This window comes from Pseudomonas sp. PGPPP1, from assembly GCF_002255865.1.
GTDB lineage: Bacteria > Pseudomonadota > Gammaproteobacteria > Pseudomonadales > Pseudomonadaceae > Aquipseudomonas > Aquipseudomonas cremoris.
Genome location: NZ_NKIG01000011.1, coordinates 119,678 through 140,075, shown reverse-complemented (window position 1 = coordinate 140,075; position 20,398 = coordinate 119,678). Strand labels below are relative to the sequence as shown.

Below are 20,398 nucleotides of genomic sequence, written 5' to 3'. Positions count from 1 at the left end.
GTGCGATGTCGGCAATTTAGCCTTCCTCGTTATCGACGATCGCTCACAAACCCCACCACCCGCGCCAGCATCTGATCGCACGCGTCCAACTGTGCAACGCTGATAAATTCGTCCGGCTTATGCCCCTGCTCCATGCTTCCGGGGCCACAGACCACCGTGGGAATACCCGCCTGATCAAACAGGCCACCCTCGGTGCCGAAGGCCACGGTGCCGAATTCCTGGGAGCCGCAGAACCGCGCAACCCACTCGGCAGCCTGGCTTTGCAGCGACGTAGCCAACCCCGGATAGCTGGACAGTTCACTGAAAGTGATCGCCGACTGCGCGCTTACTGCCTGCATCGCGGGCAGCAAGGTCTGCTCGGCATAACGCTGTAATTGCTGCGCAACCTGCCAAGGGTCCTGGGCCGGTAACGCGCGCACTTCAAAATCAAAGCTGCAGTTTTGCGGGACAATATTCAACGCCTTGCCGCCGCTGATCACTCCGGTCTGCACCGTGGAAAACGGCGGATCGAAACGTTGATCCAGCTGCTGGGGCGTCTTGAGCCCTTCGCCAAGCCGCACCAGTTCGCTGATCAAACGCGCCGCGTATTCAATGGCGTTGACACCCGACGGCGCATACGCCGAATGGCACGCCGCGCCGTGCACTTCACAGCGCACCGCCAACTTGCCTTTGTGGCCCAACACCGGCTTGAGCTCGGTGGGCTCGCCGATCACGCACAGCAGCGGCTTGACGGGTTGACCGTGAAACCTTTCGATCAACGAGCGCACGCCCAGGCAACCCACTTCCTCGTCATAAGACAGCGCAATATGCACCGGCATGCGCAGCGGCGCCTTCACCAGCGCCGGCACGCAGGCCAATACACAGGCGATGTAGCCCTTCATGTCCGCCGTGCCCCGACCGTACAATTTGCCGTCTTTTTCGGTGAGTTCGAACGGCGCCACGCTCCAACGCTGACCGTCCACCGGCACCACATCGGTGTGCCCGGACAACACGACGCCCGGCACATGCGCCGGGCCGATGGTCGCCAGCAGGTTGGCCTTGCTCTTGTGCGCGTTGTACACCAGTTCGCAGGCCACGCCGTGGTCTTGCAGGTAGGTGCGCACGAAGTCGATCAACGCCAGGTTGGACTCGCGGCTGGTGGTGTCGAAGCGCACCAGTTGCGCCAGCAACTCGCGACTGTTCATCGGTCATCTCCCGGCACCGCATAACCCGGCGCGATCTGCGGGTTGAGGGCGCGGTCGATGTAGTCTTGCAGTTGCCCGCGATAGGCCTGCCAGAGTTGGTCGAGTGCGCCGATGGGGTCTTCATCAGCCCAGTCGACGCGCAGGTTGACGATGGGCCACGGCAAGTCGTCGACCACGATCAGCGCCGCCGAATGCACCGGCCCCGCTTCACCGCCGTGAGCCTGACCGGTGTGCATCGCCGCAAGCAGCCGGTCGGCGAGATGCCCCGGTGCGTTTTCAAACGCCCTCACCATCGCCTCGATCACCCCAGGATTGGCGAGCATATTGCCCGCTGCGACACACTGCTCACCGCTGACCGCGCTATGAATACCAAGGGTCTTGGCACCACTGAAATGTGCCGTGCGCCCCAGGCGATCAATCACCGTCACCTGGCGATACTCGCTGTGTTCCTGTCCCGCCAGAGCGGCCAACACTTCACTGGGCGCCATGCCGCTTTCGAGCAAGTCCAGTCCCTGCGGCCCCAGGCTCGGCAAGGTAATGTTCTGCGACGCCACCGCGCCCACGCCCGGCCGCAACCACGGGCAACGCGCACCCACGGCAATGCTCGACGAGCTAATGGCAATACCCAACTGGCCGGTTTCAGCGCAGCGGGCGACAACGGAAAAAGTCATGGGGTTTCCTCAGTCGAGCACGGAAGGGTCAGCGTCGATCATCAACTGCTTCATTTCTTCAAAGTGCTGGCGCGAAAAGTCCGCGATACCTTCCCAGCCGCGTGCGGTTTTTTCCGCCACTTCATCCGACAACACCCGCAACGGCTGCCCGGTAGACCACGCTGTGACGAGGATCTGGCAGGCGCGTTCCAGGGTCCAGATATCGTCGAATGCTTCACCGATGGACGATGCCGTCACCATCACGCCGTGGTTGCCCATCAGCAGGCGGCTCTTGCCGTCCAGCAGCCCGGCCAGGCGTGCACCTTCGGCTTCGGTATCAGCCATGCCGCCGTACAGTTCGTCCACTGCTACGCGGTTGAAATAACGTGCGGTGTTCTGGTCAATAGGCGGGATATGCGGCGTGGCCAGGCATGCCACCGCCGTGGTGTACACCGGGTGCAAGTGCAGCACCGCGCGGGTTTGCGGCAACAGCCGGTGGATCTGCCCGTGGATCGACCAGGCGGTAGAGTCCACGTTCGGGTGATCGGCACAGGACGTGTCATCGGCATTCAGCAACAGCAGGTCGCTGGCACGGATACGCGAGAAGTGCTTCCACTTCGGGTTGAGCAAAAACTGCTTGCCATCGGTCGACACGGCGGCACTGAAGTGGTTGGCCACCGCTTCGTGCATGCCCAGGTGCGCGATGATGCGAAAGGTCGCCGCCAGGTCGATGCGCGTCTGTTCTTCGTGGGATAACGCCATGAATCGGTCTCCGCAGGGCGCGGCCGCAGCGGGCTGCGGCACGCGCTGTAGGCTTACTGCGGCATCAGCGCCGCGATGTCGGCATCGGTGGGTGCCTGGAAGTTGTACTTCTTGAGCAAGGCCGCGTATTCCGGGGTGGCGCGGTATTTTTCCAGGCCGTCGAGCAGGGCTTTCTTCACCGTGTCATTGCCCTTCTTCACGCCAAAGCCGTTGAGCACTGGATAGATGAGGGTGTCGGAAGAAATCACCACGCGGCTGCCCAGCTTGTCGATCACGCCACGGGCCACGGCGGCGTCGGTGATTTGCGCTTCAACGGCGTGAGCCAACAGGGCCTGGGTGGTCTGCGGGTCGGTGCTGTACTCGCTGATCTGGATCGGTTTCAAGCCCTTGGCCACGCAGTATTCGGCCGACAGTTTGTTCATCTGCGCCAGCCACGAGGTAGCGCCCATGGAGCCGATCTTGTGGCCGCAGAATTCTTCTGGGGTCTTGGGCTGGAAGGCGTTGTCCTTGAGGGTAAGGATCGACTCGCCGCTTTTCAGATACGGAATCATGTCAATGACCTTCACCCGCTCTGCGGTGATGTACATCGACGAGTTGGTCACATCAAAACGCCCGGCTTGCAGGCCGGTGATCAGGTTGGGAAAGCGCGTGTCGAGGGTCTCGACCTTGCGCCCCATCACCTTGCCCAAGCCGTCCATGAACTCGATATCGAAACCTGCCGGCTTGTTGTTATCCATGTACTCATAAGGGAAGAAGGTCACATCGGAACCGGCGATGATCTTGCCTTCCTGCTGGAACGCCGAAGCCGCCAACGAGGTCATTGCAACCGCTGCGCCCATCAGGCAGACGGCAAGGGGACGAACACGCATACGAAACGCTGTCATGGTTTTTACCCGCAAGGTTTTAGGGAAGTTAGGCAGTGGCTGAATCTTGTCCGGCCTGTTGCACGAAGAACGAGGCGCCACGGGGTTTCTGCGGCAAGCGCATGTGGTTGTCCGTGGAGCGCACCAAGCCGCTCTCTTCACCGGCCACCAACAGGCCGGCGTGTGCACTGGGCAACGGGTTTTCGCCGAATGGCAGCGCGTCTTCAGCGGCGTATACGCTGATGAACAGAGTGCGCGGGAGTTCGGTCTCGTTAGGGCTGGAAGCATGCAAAAGACGCGTGTGCATGAAGCACACCGAGCCGGCCGGGCCGTAGCAGGCCACCGGCTGTTGGCAGTGTTCTGCGACGACGGCATCGTCCACCGAACCTGTGAAGCGCTGGTTCTGCCAGTGAGACCACAGCGGGCCCTTATGGCTGCCGGGAATCACATTCAAGGGGCCATTTTGTGGGGTCACTTCGCTGACCATCAACAAGGCAGTGACGATGTCGTCGTTGCTGTGGGGGGTGAACAAAAAGTCCTGGTGCCACTTCACCTGCGTCGCGGTGTGGGGCAGTTTCGAGTTGATCTTGCTGTGGTGAAAACGCGCGCCGTTACCGCCAATAAGCTGCGCGGAAATCGCCGCCATACGCGACTGCAACGCCACGCGCTCATACGCTGGGGAAATCTCGGTGGGCGAACTGACCCGACGCAGCGACGGGTGATCGGCGCGGTGGTCACCCTCCAGGTCAAAGCGCTCGCGGCCATCCACGGTGGCGCCCCAACCCTGATCATGGCGGCGGCTTTCTTCTACCCACTGGTCGAAATCGTGCTGCAGGGCGGCGACTTCGTCCGGCGACAACACGTCTTCGACCACCAAGAAACCGTCGCGCTGGAATTGTTCGATGTGCGATTGCGAGATCATTTTAGTTTTCCTGAACGTTAAAGAGGTCACGCCAGCGAGACGTCCTTGAGGAACGCCTCCACGCGTGGGTTGTGGCCGCTGCGCAAGGCACTCGGCGTGTCGTCGCAGACCACGCGGCCCTTCTCCATGAACACGATGCGATCGGAGACCTTGAAGGCGAAGTTCATCTCGTGGGTGACGATCACCATGGTGATGCCCTCCTCGGCCAGGGCTTCGATCACTTGCAGCACTTCGTTGACTTTCTCTGGGTCGAGCGCCGAGGTGGGCTCATCGAACAGCATGATTTGCGGGCGCATCATCAGGGCGCGGGCGATGGCTACGCGCTGCTGCTGACCGCCCGACAGCTGGTGCGGATACTTCCAGGCGTGGTCGAGCATGCCGACCTTGTGCAGCAGCGCGTAGGCCTGCTGTTTCAGCTCGGAGGTTGCGCCCAGGCGGTGGTATTTGGGCGCCATGAGCAGGTTGTCGAGCACGCTCAAATGCGGGAACAGGTTGAAGCTCTGGAACACCATGCCGATGTTCAGGCGGTGCTCGGCGTGTTCGATGTACTGGGGCTTCTGCGCACCGACCTTGTTCAGGTGAATGAACGGCTGGCCGTTGATCCTGATCTCGCCGTTGTCCAGTTGCTCAAGGCCGTTGAGCAAGCGGATCAGCGTGGTCTTGCCAGAGCCGGACGGGCCGATCACCGACACCACCTCACCGGGCTGGATCTGCAGATTCACCGAGCCGAGCACCTCGATATCGTTGTAGGCCTTGTGCAGCCGTGCCGCTTGCAACGCAGGTTCGCCGTTGGTGACCGGGCGCTGCAACGCGGTGCGCTGTTGCATGGCCAATGCCAGCACTTCGGCATCCGGCACGCGGGAGACATTACGCTGGTTGACGTCGAGAAAGCGCTCCAGGCGTTTGAGCAAAAAGTCGAACACGGTGACGATAAACACGTAGAAAAACGCCACCGCCGCCATGGTTTCGATCACCAGGAAGTTTTGCGAATACAAGCGCTGGCCGACCATCAGGATTTCGGTGAGGGAGATCACCGACACCAGGGAGGTGAGCTTGACGATGGAGATGTATTCGTTGGCCAGCGAGGGCAAGGCCACCCGCAGCGCCTGGGGGATTACCACGCGCCATTGGGTGCCGAAAAACTTCAGGCCCAATGCCCGCGCCGCTTCGCCCTGGCCCTTGGGAATCGAGAGCAGGCCACCGCGATGGATCTCGGCGACGTAGGCGGTCTCGCAGATGACCAAGGCCAGCAGGCCGGACCAGAACGGGTCGGCCAAGATCGCCGAGGTACCCGGCAATGCTTGCGGCAAGTTATAGATAAAGATCAGCAGCACCAACAACGGCAGGCTGCGGAACAACCAGATGTAGCCACGGGCCGGCACGCTGAGCAGGCCGTGTTTGGATTGCTTGGCTAGCGCCAGCAGAAAGCCGAGGGCGATGCTCAATATCCAGGTCAAAGTACTGAGCTTGATCACCGTCCACGTCGCACGCCAGAACTCGGCATCGCCCAGCAAACCAAACATGTAATTCCAGTCGAATGTCATCGTCGCTGTGCCCTGAATAAGTTGATCTACATCGATGGGTTGAGAGTCGTGGCGGGAGGGGGTAAGGGTCAATTCGTAAAAGCCGGGGCACTGGGTAGGCAGAACCTATGCAGCCAAAAACCACGCAGAAACCCGGTGAACGAAGATCAAATGTGGGAGCGGGCTTGCTCGCGAATGCGGTCTGTCAGTGACTGATGTACTGACTGATACAGCGCATTCGCGAGCAAGCCCGCTCCCACATTTTTGATCTCCGTTGTTCTGGGATCGTGCGCACCAGCCAAGATGGTGCACAGGCAAACCCAGCACACCGCACACGCCACTTATTGGTGCGCTTTCAACCCACCTCACTCATCACTCGCACCGCATGCGGGTCAAAAAAGCTCGGCGGCGCCATGCCGGGGATGTATTGGTCGGAGACAAACATGCGGCAACGCTCGGCAAACGCCGACACCACGCGCGACAGCTGCGTGTTGCTGGCCGTGGCGTAGCCCAGTTGCATGGCGCGATGGGCGCCCGCCAGGCGCAGGCGGATCACCCGCTTGCCGTCCTGGGACATGTTGGATTTTGGCCGTGCATTCGCGAAGGAATAGCCAATACCGTTGCCCACCATGGCGCGCACCGTTTCGAGGTTGGTGGAGCGCATGATGATGTTCGGCGTGGTGCCGGCCTGGATAAACAGGCTGAGGAAATAGTCGCGGCTCCAGGGCGTGTCGAGCAGCACCACCGGGTAGGCCTCAAGGTCTTGCATGCTCACCGCCGGCAAGCTCGCCAGCGGGTGGTACTCGCCGACCATTACATAAGGCGGCAGCTGCGCCAGGGGTTGGAAGTCGATGTCCGGGCTGGTCACCAGGTCGTAGGTGAGGGCGATATCCAGCTCGCCGCTGCGCAGTTTTTCCAGCAGTTCCTCGTGGTTGCCCTCGGCCTGGGTCAGCCGTACGCCGGGAAACGCACGGCCAAAACCGAATACCAGTTCCGGAGTGATCATCGGCGCCAGCGACTCCAGGCAGCCGACCCGAAGCGGCCCGCGCACGGTGTTCAGCGATTCGGAAGCGATGGTGTAGAGGTTGGTCATCTGCTCCAGGATCAACTTGGCTTCCTGCATCACCAACCGCCCCACCGCCGTCAGCGAAATGCCCTGGGCGTGGTGCCGGATAAACAGCTGGATGCCCAGTTCCGCCTCCATATGCGTGATTGCCGCCGAGATCGACGGTGATGACACGTGGATGCGTTCCGCCGCAGCACTGATGCTGCCGGCCTCGCCGGACGCGACAAAATATTCCAGTTGGCGCTGAGTAATACGACTGAGCATTACGCCTTCACCTCAACAATGACTGTACCGGCAACATTGCACGGTTCATGCCGGGTAATAGTGCCAACCGATGAGGGGTACGGGGTTCGGTTTTTCCTAAGCACTACCCCGCATAAATGCTGGTTTCGCTAGAACGATGGCGGTGTGAAGCTGGTTTTATCCCGCTTCCGACGAGCCATTAGTCATGCCTACCCATACCCGCATCCGCATGTTCAACACCAAGCAGACCTACCCCAACCAGAGCCTGGACAACGACCTGTGCCAGGCCGTGCGTGCGGGCAATACCATTTATGTGCGCGGCCAGATCGGCACCGACTTCGAGGGCAACCTGGTGGGGCTTGGCGACCCGCGTGCCCAGGCTGAACAGGCGATGAAAAACGTCAAGCAACTGCTCGAAGAAGCCGGCAGTGACCTTAGCCATATCGTCAAGACCACCACCTATTTGATCGACCCGCGCTACCGCGAACCGGTGTACCAGGAAGTCGGCAAATGGCTTAAGGGCGTATTCCCGATCTCCACCGGTTTGGTGATCTCGGGCCTGGGCCAGCCAGAGTGGTTGATGGAGATCGATGTGATCGCCGTCGTGCCGGACGACTGGACCGTATGAAAGCCGTCATTGCTCGCGAGCCGGGTGGGCCCGAGGTGCTGGAGCTTGTGCAGCGCCCGGTGCCGACAGCCGAGGCTGGCGAAGTGTTGATTCGCGTTGTGGCCGCCGGGGTCAATCGTCCCGACCTGATGCAGCGCAACGGCGCGCCGGTACCGCCTGGCACCCCAGATATATTGGGCCTGGAAGCCGCCGGCATCGTGGTAGCACTGGGCAGTGGCGTAGATGAATTGGCCGTGGGCGACCGCGTGATGGCGCTGCTCAATGGCGGTGGTTACGCCGAGTACTGCGTCGCCCAGGCCGCCCATTGCTTGCCGGTGCCTGCGGGGCTGTCGCTGGAGGCTGCCGCCGGGGTGCCGGAAGCGGCCTTTACGGTGTGGCACAACCTGTTCGAACTGGGCCGCCTGGGCAGTGGCGACACCGTGTTGATCCACGGTGCCGCCAGCGGCGTCGGCAGCTTTGCCGTGCAATGCGCGCATGCCGCCGGTGCGCGGGTGATCGCCACCGCTGGCGGGCCGCACAAGGTAGCGATGTTGCAAGCACTGGGGGTGTGGCGCGCGATTGATCGCCACCTCGATGACTTCGCCTGTGTGGTCAACGACTGCACCGAAGGGCGCGGCGTGGACGTGGTGCTGGATAACGTCGGCGGCCCGTACGTGGCGCGCAACCTGGCGGCGATGGCGATGGGTGGGCGGCATGTGAGCTTGTCGTTCCTGCAAGGCGCCAACATCGAGTTGGACTTGCAGGTGCTGATGCGCAAGAATCTCAGCCTTACCTCGTCGACCCTACGCCCCAAAAGCCACGCAGAAAAAGCCCGGCTGGCGGTGTGCATTCGCTCGCGCATGTTGCCCTGGTTGGCATCCGGCCTGGTCGCGCCGCAGCTCCACGCGCAACTGCCGCTGTGCCAGGCCGCCGATGCCCATCGCCTGCTCGAAGCCAACGCCAATGTCGGCAAAGTCGTGCTGACCGTCGCCCAATAAACTGGAGAGCCCCATGACCCATCGCGTGTTTTTCCTCAACGGGCCCAACGCCAACCTCTACGGGCTGGACAAGCACGGCACCTACGGCAGCGAAAGCTTTGCCAGCATCGAAGCACGCTGCCAAAGCCTCGCCGCCACGCTGGGCCTGAGCCTGGATTTTCGCCAAAGCAACCACGAAGGCATGTTGGTGGACTGGATCCAGGAAGCGCGCCTGCACGCCGACGCCATCGTGATCAACGCCGCCGGGCTCAGCTACAGCTCGGTGCCGATCCTCGACGCGCTGCTGGCGTTCGACGGCCCGATCATCGAAGCCCATATGAGCAACATCTGGAAGCGCGAAAGCTTTCGGCATCACTCCTACGTCTCCAAGGCTGCCACCGGTGTGATCGCCGGGTTGGGAGTGTTGGGTTATCAACTGGCACTCACCGCCGTGGCTGAGTTGCTCACCTCGTGAAAACACAGCCGATCAAATGTGGGAGCTGGCTTGCCTGCGATAGCAGTGGGTCAGTTGGCATCTCATCCACAGGCAGACCGCTATCGCAGGCAAGCCAGCTCCCACATGGGAAATCCGGTATTGCTGAACAATCTCTAACCTTCCAGGAAACGCCCATGTCAGTCGAAAAAATCAACACCCTGGTGGTCGGCGCAGGCCAGGCCGGTGTGGCCATGAGCGAGCACCTGTCCCTGATGGGCGTGCCGCATATCGTGCTGGAGCGCAGCCGCATCGCCGAGCGCTGGCGCTCGGAGCGTTGGGACTCGCTGGTCGCCAACGGCCCGGCCTGGCATGACCGCTTTCCCGGCCTTAAATTCGAAGGCATCTCGCCGGAAGCCTTCCCGCCCAAAGAGCGCATGGCCGATTACTTTGAAGCCTATGTAGACAAGTTGCAGGCACCGGTACGCACCGGTGTGGACGTGCAATCAGTGGAACGCCACGTTGGCCGCCCAGGCTTCAAGGTGACCACCTCGGCTGGCGAGTTTGACGCTGCCAACGTGGTCGCCGCGACGGGCCCGTTCCAACGCCCATCCATCCCGAACATCGTGCCGGCCAGCGCACCATTGCATCAGCTGCATTCCTCTGCCTACAAAAATCCCAGCCAACTGCCCGAAGGCGCCGTGCTGGTCGTCGGTGCCGGCGCCTCCGGCTCGCAAATCGCCGAAGAACTGCAAAAAGCCGGCAAGACCGTGTACCTCTCCGTGGGCGAACACTACCGCCCTCCCCGCGCCTATCGCGGCCGCGATTATTGCTGGTGGTTGGGGGCGTTGGGCTTGTGGGATGAGGTCAAAATCCAGCCGAAGAAAAAGCACGTAGCGTTTGCAGTGAGTGGTTATGAAGGAGGCAAGACCGTGGACTTTCGCCGGTTGGCGCATCAGGGCATCAACCTGGTGGGCGTTACCCAGGAGTGGAACGACGGCGTGATGACGTTCCAACCCGGCCTGGTGGAGAACGTAGCCGAAGGCGATCGTGCGTATTTTGATGTGCTGCGCGATGCAGATGCGTATATCGAGGCCAACGGGTTGCCGTTTCCGCTGGAGCCTTCCGCATGGGAGTTGTTGCCTGACCCAGAGTGTTTGGTTGAGCCGATCCTGAGCCTGGACCTGGCGGCGGCGGGCGTGACCACAATTCTGTGGGCGACGGGTTTCAAGTTTGATTTCAGTTGGTTGAAGGTGGATGCCTTTGATGAGAAAGGCGAGCCGTTCCACAAACGCGGGATCTCGGCGCAGAGTGGGGTGTACTTCTTGGGGTTGCCGAACCTGGTGAACCGAGCGTCGTCGTTTATTTATGGGGTTTGGCACGATGCCAAATACGTGGCGGATCATATTGTTTTGCAGAATGACTATATGAACTACAGCAAACCGTGAAACAGGAAAGTCCTAAGCGGCCGCGCCTTGCTCCTTTGCCTACGCTTGCGTCAGAATCCGCCGGCTTGTGCGCTTGAGTGAGCGTCTCTAAGGTTGCCCGGTCGCTGAAAACTCAGTGATCGGGTTTAGTAGCCCTTGGTTGAATTACGTTCAGTGCACAAGCTTCATCAATCAGACATTCCTGTCTGTGCTTGATGGCGGCTGTGCGCAGGGCACCTTCGGGTGCGCCGGCTTTGCGTAATTCCCCGGTCTACTAACCTGCGTACAGCTGCCACCCTTTCGTTTAGTAGCGAAACGGTGTCAGCCCAACTCAGGAATTGCGCTCATGTTCAAAGTCACGCCGAATCCTCCAAACCAACCAGACCTGAAGCCAAATCAGGCTGCGCATCGTGCGATTGATCGCTACCTCAATTCAGAAACCGCCCCACCGTTGCCACTCCCGTGTTTATTCAGCGTTGCCGCTGACGTCAGCACCGAAACCCTCATCACCAACAGCTACGAAACCTTCTCCTCGGTTACCGCCTTGTTACTGGACCTGTCGGAAGATTTGACGGGCAAGCAGCGCGATGTAGCGCTGGCGATTCATCAGTTGAGTGAGTTGGGGGTGTTGTTGATGGATAGGCTGATGGAGCGGGAGGCGTAAGTAGCTCAAACCTAAGACCGTCAAGTCTATTGCCCGGCAGGTCTCTGAGTCGTCGTCGTTGCGTTGTGACGACTCAGGGGCCTGCGGGGCATGGTGCTTTCCAGTCGGGATATGTGAATACGTATATGCCGCTACGATGGGCAATAATACTTGCCCTTGTAACTGCGAGAGGCGTCTAACGGCCAGAAGCGGACGCTCATCCCGAACGTCTGAAGCTTGAGAGCCTCCCTCACAAGGCTACCTCGCACAGCAAATATTGACTCTGTGTTCGCCCCCTTTTCCGTTGGTCTCGCTAATACCCTAGCTGTGAATGGGAGCTTTCCAAACGCCCAAGCCAAGAGTAATGTAGCTTTTACTACATAATAAATACCTTACTCTACATGAAAAATTGGTTAGCTCTGATTCTCGGTTTACCCACTGCCAATGCCACTGAACGCATGCGGGCCTGGCGGGCTTTGAAGGCCTCAGGTGCAGCGGTTTTACGCGATGGTGCCTATTTGTTGCCTGATACCAATGTCTGTCGTGAAGTCTTGGCATCTGTCGAACGCGACATCCTCTCCATCAATGGCACCGCTTACATCCTGCCGGTGGTCGATCCGCAGGGTGAGCGTTTTGTCGAGTTGTTCGACCGTAGCGATGACTACAGCAAGCTACGCGCAGAGATCGAAGAATGCCGTGGGCAACTCAATCCTGAAAACGCATTGGCCACCACCAAACAGATTCGCAAGCTGCGCAAAACCTACGATCAGCTTTCCAGCATCGATTACTTCCCAGGCAAGCCCAAGGAGCAGATTGATTCAGCCTTGCAGGAGCTTGAGACGGCAGTCAGCAGAGCGTTATCTGCGGATGAACCCCATAGCCGCGACGAGCCCATAACGGCACTCAACCGTGGCGACTATCAAGGTCGTGTCTGGGCGACACGTAAGCGTCCATGGGTTGACCGTCTGGCTTGTGCCTGGTTGATTCGGCGCTTCATTGATCCTCAAGCCCAGATCCTCTGGCTGGATACTCCACATGACTGTCCAGCAGACGCGCTGGGCTTCGACTTCGATGGTGCGACCTTCAGTCATGTCGGCAATCGCGTGACCTTCGAAACCCTGCAAGCCAGTTTTGAGCTTCAAGAACCCGGCCTGAACCGCATCGCGGCCTTGGTGCACTACCTCGATATCGGCGGTATTCAGCCTTTGGAGGCTGCCGGCATCGAGCGCGTGCTGGCAGGACTGCGCGAAACCATTGCCCATGACGACCACTTGCTGGTTGCTGCCAGCGCCATCTTCGACGGCCTGCTCGCCGAGTTTGTGAAAGAGGAACAACCCAATGAGTAAGGTGTTGGCATCAACGGCTGAAGAGGATCTATCGAGGCCGGAGGCGATCAGCTTGTGTGAGGCATTCTGGTTCTGGTTGAAGCTCGGCTTCATCAGTTTCGGCGGGCCAGCAGGACAGATTTCGATCATGCACCAAGAATTGGTAGAACGTCGGCGCTGGATCTCCGAACGACGCTTTCTCCATGCGCTCAACTATTGCATGTTGCTGCCTGGGCCAGAGGCTCAGCAATTGGCGACCTACATCGGCTGGCTGATGCATCGAACCTGGGGTGGAGTAATCGCCGGAGTGTTGTTTGTGCTGCCTTCACTGTTCATCCTCATCGCTTTGTCGTGGATGTACATCGCGTTCGGCGAAGTGCCGGTGGTGGCCGGCCTCTTCTATGGGATCAAGCCTGCCGTGACGGCCATCGTGGTGCAGGCGGCACATAGGATTGGCACTCGGGCTCTGAAGAATAATTGGCTGTGGGCGATAGCAGCCGCTTCATTTACCGCGATCTTCGCGTTCAGTGTGCCGTTCCCGTTGATCGTATTAGGGGCAGCGTTAATCGGGTATGTCGGCGGGCGGTTGGCGCCTGAGAAGTTCAGAGCCGGGGGCCATAGCGCTGCCAAAAAGTCCTTCGGCCCAGCCTTGATCGATGACGACACCCCGTCCCCGGAACATGCGCGGTTCAGCTGGATGAAACTGGCGCTGCTGGCCCTCATCGGCGCAGCGCTGTGGGCGTTACCGATGGGAATCCTGACCGCGCTCTTTGGCTGGGAAGGCACCTTGACCCAGATGGGCTGGTTCTTTACCAAGGCCGCGTTGCTGACCTTTGGTGGAGCCTACGCTGTGCTCCCGTATGTCTATCAAGGCGCGGTCGGTCACTATGGCTGGCTTACCCCGACCCAGATGATCGACGGTTTGGCACTGGGGGAAACCACACCGGGGCCGCTGATCATGGTGGTGGCCTTCGTCGGCTTTGTTGGAGCGTACGTCTCACAAGTGTTCGGCGCCGATCAGGTGTTTCTGGCCGGGGCTGTCGCGGCCAGCCTGGTGACATGGTTCACCTTTCTGCCCTCGTTCCTGTTCATCCTCGCCGGTGGCCCGCTGGTGGAATCGACCCACAACGAACTCAAGTTCACTGCACCGCTTACCGCCATCACTGCGGCGGTGGTTGGAGTGATCCTCAATCTGGCCTGTTTCTTCGGCTATCACGTGCTGTGGCCGAAAGGCTTCAGCGGCCACCTCGACTGGCCCTCTGCGCTGATCGCCATTTTGGCGGCAATTGCCTTGTTCCGCTTCAAACGGGGCGTCATTCAGGTGCTGATGGCCTGTGCACTCGTCGGCTTGGCAGTGCACCTGTTGCGGTAAAAGCACGATTTGAATAGCAGTCTTTGGCGAGCACTGCGCTCGCCAGATGACCCAGCCTACGGAGCTAGGCAGGAGGTGTTCCATGAGGTGGATTACCCGTGAACGACCGAAGATCGACCGCATCGCTTGTCCGTGGCTGATCTCTCGCTTTATCGATCCCCAGCCCGAGTTTTTATACGTGCCCAGCGCTGATGTGCTGCGGATTGCAGCGGAGAAAGATGCAACCTCCTACGACATTCCGGGCGGTGAGTTGACCCATGAGGGCGAGCTATGCAGCTTCGATGCATTCCTGAAAAAGTACCAACTCAGCGAGCCTGCTTTGCAGCAACTAGCCAGGATCGTGCGTGGTGCTGATACCTCTCGCCTGAATCTGACCCCGCAATTGGCGGGGTTGTACGCGATTTCGCTAGGGTTATCGCGGCGCTTTGCCGACGACCATGAAATGCTGGCGCACGGTCTGATCATGTATGACGCGCTCTACGTGAATCGCGCCGAGTACTCCTCCATCTTTTGCTGGGTACGATGCTAACAAAAACCCGGCCGGTGACTGACCTTGAAGGGCTGAAGAGCTTGCGATGGTGCGGCTATTCCTTGGCATGCTGGCCGGCTCTAATAGGCCTCTAGATAGGAGTTTAAAGAGGCTAAACATCGACTACCGAGCCGGCAGGTCATTGTCCCCTCGCGCGCTGAGCGGACGGCTGCTTTTGGCCGATAGCAGCCAGTCGTGACCACCCACTACCGCCCCCAGCCGCCGTCACGATGACGCAAATTTAAGAAGACGGACATTCACCCCTCCTCCCCGATTCGCACCGACTCCCCCTTTCTCTGTACCCCCCTCAACCCCGCTTCGGCAACTTCCACCCCGGCCGCACAAAGTGGCACGTATACCCATTCGGCACCCGCTCCAAATAATCCTGATGCTCCGGCTCTGCCTCCCAAAACGGGCCCGCCGGTTCAATCTCTGTCACCACGCGCCCCGGCCATAACTTCGACGCATCGACATCCGCAGCCGTGTCCTCGGCCACATCCCTTTGTTCTTCACTCAGGTAATAAATCGCCGAACGATAGCTAGGCCCACGGTCATTGCCCTGCCGATTAGGCGTGCTCGGGTCGTGGATCTGGAAAAAGAATTCAAGTATCTGCCGGTAGGTCATCACCGCCGGGTCAAACACGATCTCTATCGCTTCAGCATGGTTACCGTGGTTGCGATAGGTGGCGTTCGGGACATCGCCACCGGTGTAGCCGACGCGTGTGTGCAGTACGCCGGGGTAGCGTCGCAACAGGTCCTGCATGCCCCAGAAGCAGCCGCCGGCAAGGATGGCGGTTTCGGTTGGGTTGGTCATGGTTTGTCCTTCCAATTAATGGATACAGAGGTAGTTATAGGGCTGTATTGGCCGATACCAAGGGTGAACATTGGCACTGTATTTAAGTGAGTACAGGGGGATACCCAGACGAAAGGTTTCAGGTAATGATGCGCCACCCAAATCAAGGAAGATAACAACAATGAAAACCGCTTTGCGCGCCCTGTTCCTGTTTTGCCTGACCACTCCCGCTTTCGCTGCCGAAAGCCCCGTCGGCTTCAAAACCGCCGCCCTGCCCGACCCCGCACAAAGCCGCCCGCTGGAGCTGGCCGTCTGGTACCCCGCCACCACCACCGCCAAACCCGAGTTGATCGCCGACAACGCCGTCTTCGTCGGTGCCCTCGGCGTGCCCGACGCGCCACCGGCTGCCGGTGAGCATCCGCTGGTCGTGCTTTCTCACGGTTACGGCGGTAATTGGGGCAAGCAGGTGTGGCTGGCCAGTGCCTTGGCGCATCAGGGTTATATCGTGGCGGCGGTCAACCACCCCGGCACGACCACCAAAGACCGCAGCCCGCAGGCTGCGGCACAGCTATGGCAACGCCCCGCCGACCTGAGCCGCGCAATCGACGCCGTGCTGGCCAAGCCGGAGCAATTTGGCGCGGTCGCGAAAAACCGGATTGCCGCAATCGGCCACTCCCTCGGTGGCTGGACCGTGCTGGAAATCGGCGGTGCGCGCTTCGACCCCGAGCTGTTCAGCCGCGACTGCAACGCGCACCCAAAGTTGGGCGGTTGCATTGGATACCACGAGATGAACCCAGCCAGTACGCCTGCCGGTAAGGCCCAGCTCGCCGCTGACTTGAGCGACAAGCGCGTCACCGCCATTGTTTCCCTGGACCTGGGCCTGTCACGCGGCTTCACCGACGCGAGCCTGGCTGCACTGCCGGTTCCAGCGCTGGTGATCGCAGGCGGTGTGCCGACGGACGATATGGACCCAAATCTGGAGTCCGCACACATGGTCAAGCGCATGCCCAAAGCATCGACCCAATATGTGGAGATCGGCGATGCGACCCACTTCAGCTTTATGCCGATTTGCAAGCCCGGTGCGGTGGCGTTGATTGAAGAAAGCTCGCCGGGCGACGGCATGATCTGCCGGGATGGTGAGGGTGCGCGACCACGGGCGGTGATTCAGCAGCAGATTATTGAGTTGATCAGCGGTTTTCTAAGTAGGGCAACGCCGAAGTAAAAGAAAAGGCTACCCAAGACAAATCGCATCAAATACGATGCATAAATAGAAAAACCAAAGAAAACGCACTGTATAGGATGCAATTTATATGGATGACTTAGGTCTCCTGATCAAAAACCTGCGTAAGGCGGCTGGGCTTTCACAAAGCCAGCTCGCGCTTAGGCATGGTATGAGCCGCGCAACTATCTCGGGGATCGAGAACAACACTATCCCTGAGGTGGGGATCCGTAAGGTGGCCGCAATCCTAGAGGGGCTGGGATACGAATTGACCGCGACGCCTAAGCGTCGACGTAGAACGCTCGATGAACTGAAAACAGAAAACGTCCATGAATAGAGAACGCGACCGGCTGTACATCGGCGCCAGCGGCGTATCAGCCGGAATACTTGGGCGCAGCGAAGAAAACCAGCGAGACTCGGTGTTTGCGTATAACCAAACGGTCGCCGAAAAGGACGCGGTGTCCTTGACTATGCCCGTGCGCCTGGAGAGTTATACCTGGGCGTATGGCGTCCATCCGTTGTTTGAGATGCACCTCCCCGAAGGGCACCTCAAAGCGGAGCTCGTGCGGCGTTTCAGCAAGTCCGTGCGCGGCTTTGACGATTTCGCTTTACTGAGTATCGTCGGCCCCCACCAGTTAGGTCGCATCAGCGTCACCCACACCACCGCGAATGAATCGTTACCTGAAGTAAAGCTCTCTGATGTGCTGGTGTATGACGGAGCGAAAGATCTCTTCGACGATCTGATGAACACTTATGCAGCCTACTCAGGTGTTTCGGGCGTTCAACCGAAGGTACTGGTGCGCGACATTGGCGATACGGATTCCGCCGTTGCGCGCCTCACCCATCGTGGCGCCACGCACTTGGTGAAAGCCTTTAATGATTCAGAATTCGCGCAACTCGCAGCCAATGAATTTTTCTGCATGCGCGCAGCCTTTCATACCGGTCTTGAAGTACCTGAATGCCAGCTAAGCGAGCACGGTCGGTTTCTGGTGGTAAAACGGTTCGACATCGGTGACAACACCTACCTCGGGTTTGAGGATATGTGCGTGCTGTCCGGATGGGGAACAGATAAGAAGTACGACGGCAGCTACCAGGGCTGCGCGAAGCTCATCAAGACCTACGTCTCCCCTTCCAGGGTGACCAAGGCACTGGAAGACTTCTTCATGATGGTGGCGCTCTCGGCGGCTCTCCAGAATGGTGATGGGCATTTGAAGAACTTCGGGTTGCTCTATGAGGACTGTGCCGAAGATGCCGATATTCGACTTGCGCCAGCTTATGACCTCGTGACGACCACGGTGTATCAGGTGAACGACATTATGGGCCTGTTGCTCGGCGGCTCGAAGGCTTGGCCAAAGCGCAAGATGCTGGTCCAGTTTGGGCGCAGCGCGTGCAATTTGTCAGAGGCCCGTTGCAACGAATTACTCGCCAACGTACACCGCGGCATGAATCGTGCGATGGCAGAGCTATCGGACTACCGAGACACCCACCCAGCGTTTGAGGCGGTAGGCGAAAAGATGGCCGCTGCTTGGGCCACCGGGCTAGCGAGAAGTATTGAGCCGCAGTGAACGTGCCTGTTTGAACGCGCGAGGCCAGCGGCGTTTTTGCAACGCTGATCCAACGGCTACTTGGAGTGATCATGCATACCCCCAAAGACGCCGCCTTCGCCTATCAAGCGGTCTACCGCTACCTCATCGAATTGATCGAGGCCAGCCCCGCGCAAGGCGACCACAAATTACCGTCCCTGCGCCAGCTGGCGCAGCGTCTGGGCGTATCGGTGTCGACGACCAAATACGCCTACTCGCTGCTTGAGGATGAAGGGCGCATCTACGCCAGGCCCAAGCTCGGTTACTTCACCCGTTTGATGTCGACGCCGTTATCGACTGATCGCTCAGCAGACCTGCTCGACCAGGTGTTCGCCAACGCTCGCCAACCCGGCATGCTGGCCCTGGGCAGCGATGCACCGGCGGTGCTGTTGTCGTTGGAAAACCCGTTGTTGCTGATGGAACGCGAACTGGCCCGCCATTACCCACGCGCCCTGACCCCGCATTATCTGCCGTTCGGCGAACCCGAATTGCGCTCCGCGTTGGCCGAGCGCTACACCCGGTCTACGGACAATTATTGGCAGGCCGATGACGTGTATATCGGTGCGGACTTGCACAGTGTGCTGGGCCTTTCGCTTCGCGCGCTGGAGCTGGTGGGTACGGTTGCGTTGGTGGAGTCACCGTGCTCCTGGGCGGTGCTGCGTCAGTTGCAGGCAGCCCACATTCGTGTGATCGAAATGCCGTTGGACGCCCACGGGCGTTTCGACCTGGACGCACTGCACGGCGTGCTTGCCGGTGAGCCCATCCGTTTGGCGGTGCTGTCTTCGACGGTGAATATTCCCCACGGCAGCCTGATGCCGGCGCAGGACAAGCAGCAGATCTGCCGCTGGCTGGCGCAGCGAGCTATCTGGCTGTTCGAAAACGACACGTACGGCGAGCTGTATTTCCCTCCAGAACCGGCTCGTTACCGCGACTTTGCCGACCCGCAGAAGTTGGTGGTGTTCTCGACCTTCGACAAGGTGATCGGATCGGAGGCGCCCTATGGTTATGTGCTCTGCCGAGGACAGGGCCAAGCGATGCAGCGCCAGTTTCTGGAGCGAGCATTTCGCCTCTCGCCGATTCGTCAGAAAGCCATCGCCAAGCTGTTCACTTCCAAGCGAATCGACGCCCATCTGCACAAGCTGCGAGGCTTGCTGCACGAGGCCATGACCCGTATGAACCGCCTGTTGGCCGAACACTGCGCCGGCCAGTTCCACGTCATCATCCCGCAGGGCGGCGCCTGTTTCTGGCTGCAGGCCGCGCACCCGGTGGATATGCACCGAGTGCTCGAAGCGTTGCTGGCCCAGCGTATCGTGATCGTCCCCGGCGAACTCTTCAGCCAGCAAGGGGCCTGGAAACAGCACATGCGCCTGAGCTACACCCTCGATTGGAGCAAGGACATTGCCCTGGCGCTGCAACTCATGGCCGAGGCGTTTCGTCAGAGCCCGTAGCAATGCTTTGCTTCAGGGAAACGGCCATGGCGCACGTCTTCGGCAAAGCGCTCGCACGCATCGCGGATCACCGCGCCGACGTCGGCGTATTGCTTGACGAAGCGCGGCACATGGTCGCCGCCCAGGCCCAGTACGTCCTCGGTGACCAGCACCTGGCCGTCGCAGGCGGGTGACGCTCCGATGCCGATGGTCGGCATTTTCGAATCCAGGGTGATCTGCCGGGCCACGCCCTCAGCCACGCCTTCCAACACCAGGCTGAAAGCGCCCGCCTCCACGCATGCACGTGCGTCCTCGGCAATCAGTGCACCGGTCTCAGGCGTGAGGCCCTGGGCCTTGAACCCGCCCATCACATTGACGAACTGCGGCATCAGCCCCACGTGGGCCATCACCGGAATTCCCCGCGAGACCAGAAACTCCACGGTACCGGCCAACGCCATGTTGGCTTCCAGCTTCACCGCGTCGCAACCGGTGCGCGCCAGTACCTGGGCGCAGTTGCGAAAGGCCTGTTCGTTGGATTCCTGATAGCTGCCAAACGGCATGTCGGCGATGACGCAAGCCAGCCGTGTGCTATCGACCACGGCACGAGTGTGGCCGATGATTTCTTCGAGCTGCATGCTCAAGGTCGAAGCTCGGCCGTAGCCGACCATGGCCGTGGAGTCGCCTATCAGAATGAAGTCGACCAGTGGATCGATCAGCTTGGCGATAGCACTGGTATACGCCGTCAGCGAGACGATTTTCTGCTGGCCCTTCATCGCGACCAGTTGGGGAACAGTCAGGCGTTTGGTACGGGTATGGATGCTCATCAGTGTCTTCCGTTATGCGCTGGAGG

At 59.9% G+C, this 20,398-nt stretch carries 21 protein-coding genes; 12 read left to right on the top strand and 9 right to left on the bottom strand.

Annotated elements, in window-relative coordinates; genetic code table 11:
* Positions 1–29: 29 nt before the first annotated feature.
* From argE to CFE47_RS14650, 7 genes are all read right to left on the bottom strand, one after another.
* Positions 30–1,184: an acetylornithine deacetylase gene (argE, locus tag CFE47_RS14680; RefSeq protein WP_286838045.1), complete on the bottom strand. Its 1,155-nt coding sequence runs from the start codon at positions 1,182–1,184 to the stop codon at positions 30–32.
* Positions 1,181–1,855 carry a DUF1028 domain-containing protein gene (locus tag CFE47_RS14675; RefSeq protein ID WP_286838043.1) on the bottom strand — a complete coding sequence of 225 codons (675 nt, stop codon included), beginning with the start codon at positions 1,853–1,855 and terminating at the stop codon, positions 1,181–1,183. The genes argE and CFE47_RS14675 overlap by 4 nt, the downstream gene beginning before the upstream one ends.
* A 9-nt stretch (positions 1,856–1,864) precedes the next feature.
* Positions 1,865–2,596 carry a class II aldolase and adducin N-terminal domain-containing protein gene (locus CFE47_RS14670; RefSeq protein ID WP_286838041.1) on the bottom strand — a complete coding sequence of 244 codons (732 nt, stop codon included), beginning with the start codon at positions 2,594–2,596 and terminating at the stop codon, positions 1,865–1,867.
* Between the two features lie 53 nt (positions 2,597–2,649).
* The gene (locus tag CFE47_RS14665; protein ID WP_286838039.1) at positions 2,650–3,480 is read right to left on the bottom strand and encodes an ABC transporter substrate-binding protein; all 831 of its coding nucleotides are present in this window, start codon (positions 3,478–3,480) and stop codon (positions 2,650–2,652) included.
* Positions 3,481–3,508: 28 nt separating this feature from the next.
* Entirely contained in the window at positions 3,509–4,381 is an 873-nt protein-coding gene (locus CFE47_RS14660; protein ID WP_185703994.1) for a phytanoyl-CoA dioxygenase family protein, read from the bottom strand.
* A gap of 26 nt (positions 4,382–4,407) precedes the next feature.
* Positions 4,408–5,925, bottom strand: coding sequence for an amino acid ABC transporter permease/ATP-binding protein (locus CFE47_RS14655; protein ID WP_286838037.1), 1,518 nt, complete (start codon positions 5,923–5,925; stop codon positions 4,408–4,410).
* A gap of 334 nt (positions 5,926–6,259) precedes the next feature.
* The gene (locus CFE47_RS14650; RefSeq protein ID WP_286838035.1) at positions 6,260–7,234 is read right to left on the bottom strand and encodes a LysR family transcriptional regulator; all 975 of its coding nucleotides are present in this window, start codon (positions 7,232–7,234) and stop codon (positions 6,260–6,262) included.
* A gap of 184 nt (positions 7,235–7,418) precedes the next feature.
* On the opposite strand from CFE47_RS14650, the gene CFE47_RS14645 reads away from it, so the two are divergent.
* The 8 genes from CFE47_RS14645 (at position 7,419) to CFE47_RS14610 (ending at position 14,526) form a co-directional block, all read left to right on the top strand.
* Positions 7,419–7,841, top strand: a complete 423-nt coding sequence (locus CFE47_RS14645; protein ID WP_286838034.1) for a RidA family protein — start codon at positions 7,419–7,421, stop codon at positions 7,839–7,841.
* Positions 7,838–8,818: an NAD(P)H-quinone oxidoreductase gene (locus CFE47_RS14640; RefSeq protein WP_286838032.1), complete on the top strand. Its 981-nt coding sequence runs from the start codon at positions 7,838–7,840 to the stop codon at positions 8,816–8,818. Before CFE47_RS14645 ends, CFE47_RS14640 begins: the two co-directional genes overlap by 4 nt.
* A gap of 13 nt (positions 8,819–8,831) precedes the next feature.
* Complete coding sequence (locus tag CFE47_RS14635; protein ID WP_286838030.1) at positions 8,832–9,272, top strand: type II 3-dehydroquinate dehydratase; 441 nt, start codon at positions 8,832–8,834, stop codon at positions 9,270–9,272.
* Positions 9,273–9,427: 155 nt separating this feature from the next.
* Positions 9,428–10,678, top strand: coding sequence for a flavin-containing monooxygenase (locus CFE47_RS14630; protein WP_286838028.1), 1,251 nt, complete (start codon positions 9,428–9,430; stop codon positions 10,676–10,678).
* A 325-nt stretch (positions 10,679–11,003) separates the two neighbouring features.
* Positions 11,004–11,321, top strand: coding sequence for a DUF6124 family protein (locus CFE47_RS14625; RefSeq protein ID WP_286838026.1), 318 nt, complete (start codon positions 11,004–11,006; stop codon positions 11,319–11,321).
* A 380-nt stretch (positions 11,322–11,701) separates the two neighbouring features.
* Entirely contained in the window at positions 11,702–12,646 is a 945-nt protein-coding gene (locus CFE47_RS14620) for a chromate resistance protein ChrB domain-containing protein (protein WP_286838024.1), read from the top strand.
* Positions 12,639–13,997: a chromate efflux transporter gene (gene chrA / locus CFE47_RS14615; protein WP_286838022.1), complete on the top strand. Its 1,359-nt coding sequence runs from the start codon at positions 12,639–12,641 to the stop codon at positions 13,995–13,997. The genes CFE47_RS14620 and chrA overlap by 8 nt, the downstream gene beginning before the upstream one ends.
* An 82-nt stretch (positions 13,998–14,079) precedes the next feature.
* A complete protein-coding gene (locus CFE47_RS14610; protein ID WP_286838020.1) occupies positions 14,080–14,526 on the top strand; it encodes a chromate resistance protein ChrB domain-containing protein in 447 nt (148 codons plus the stop codon).
* A 307-nt stretch (positions 14,527–14,833) separates the two neighbouring features.
* Here CFE47_RS14610 and msrA read toward each other — a convergent pair whose 3' ends face one another.
* Entirely contained in the window at positions 14,834–15,340 is a 507-nt protein-coding gene (gene msrA, locus CFE47_RS14605) for a peptide-methionine (S)-S-oxide reductase MsrA (RefSeq protein WP_286838019.1), read from the bottom strand.
* A 160-nt stretch (positions 15,341–15,500) separates the two neighbouring features.
* Here msrA and CFE47_RS14600 point away from each other — a divergent pair, with 160 nt between their 5' ends.
* The 4 genes from CFE47_RS14600 to CFE47_RS14585 all read left to right on the top strand — a co-directional run bounded on the left by CFE47_RS14600 (position 15,501) and on the right by CFE47_RS14585 (position 19,569).
* Positions 15,501–16,541, top strand: coding sequence for an alpha/beta hydrolase family protein (locus tag CFE47_RS14600; protein ID WP_286838017.1), 1,041 nt, complete (start codon positions 15,501–15,503; stop codon positions 16,539–16,541).
* 88 nt (positions 16,542–16,629) lie between these two features.
* Positions 16,630–16,875: a helix-turn-helix domain-containing protein gene (locus CFE47_RS14595; protein ID WP_286838015.1), complete on the top strand. Its 246-nt coding sequence runs from the start codon at positions 16,630–16,632 to the stop codon at positions 16,873–16,875.
* The gene (locus tag CFE47_RS14590) at positions 16,868–18,103 is read left to right on the top strand and encodes a type II toxin-antitoxin system HipA family toxin (RefSeq protein WP_286838013.1); all 1,236 of its coding nucleotides are present in this window, start codon (positions 16,868–16,870) and stop codon (positions 18,101–18,103) included. Before CFE47_RS14595 ends, CFE47_RS14590 begins: the two co-directional genes overlap by 8 nt.
* Before the next feature lie 71 nt (positions 18,104–18,174).
* A complete protein-coding gene (locus CFE47_RS14585) occupies positions 18,175–19,569 on the top strand; it encodes an aminotransferase-like domain-containing protein (RefSeq protein WP_286838011.1) in 1,395 nt (464 codons plus the stop codon).
* On the opposite strand, the gene panB is transcribed toward CFE47_RS14585, so the two are convergent.
* Positions 19,557–20,372 carry a 3-methyl-2-oxobutanoate hydroxymethyltransferase gene (panB, locus tag CFE47_RS14580; RefSeq protein WP_286838009.1) on the bottom strand — a complete coding sequence of 272 codons (816 nt, stop codon included), beginning with the start codon at positions 20,370–20,372 and terminating at the stop codon, positions 19,557–19,559. The genes CFE47_RS14585 and panB overlap by 13 nt on opposite strands.
* Positions 20,373–20,398: the final 26 nt, after the last annotated feature.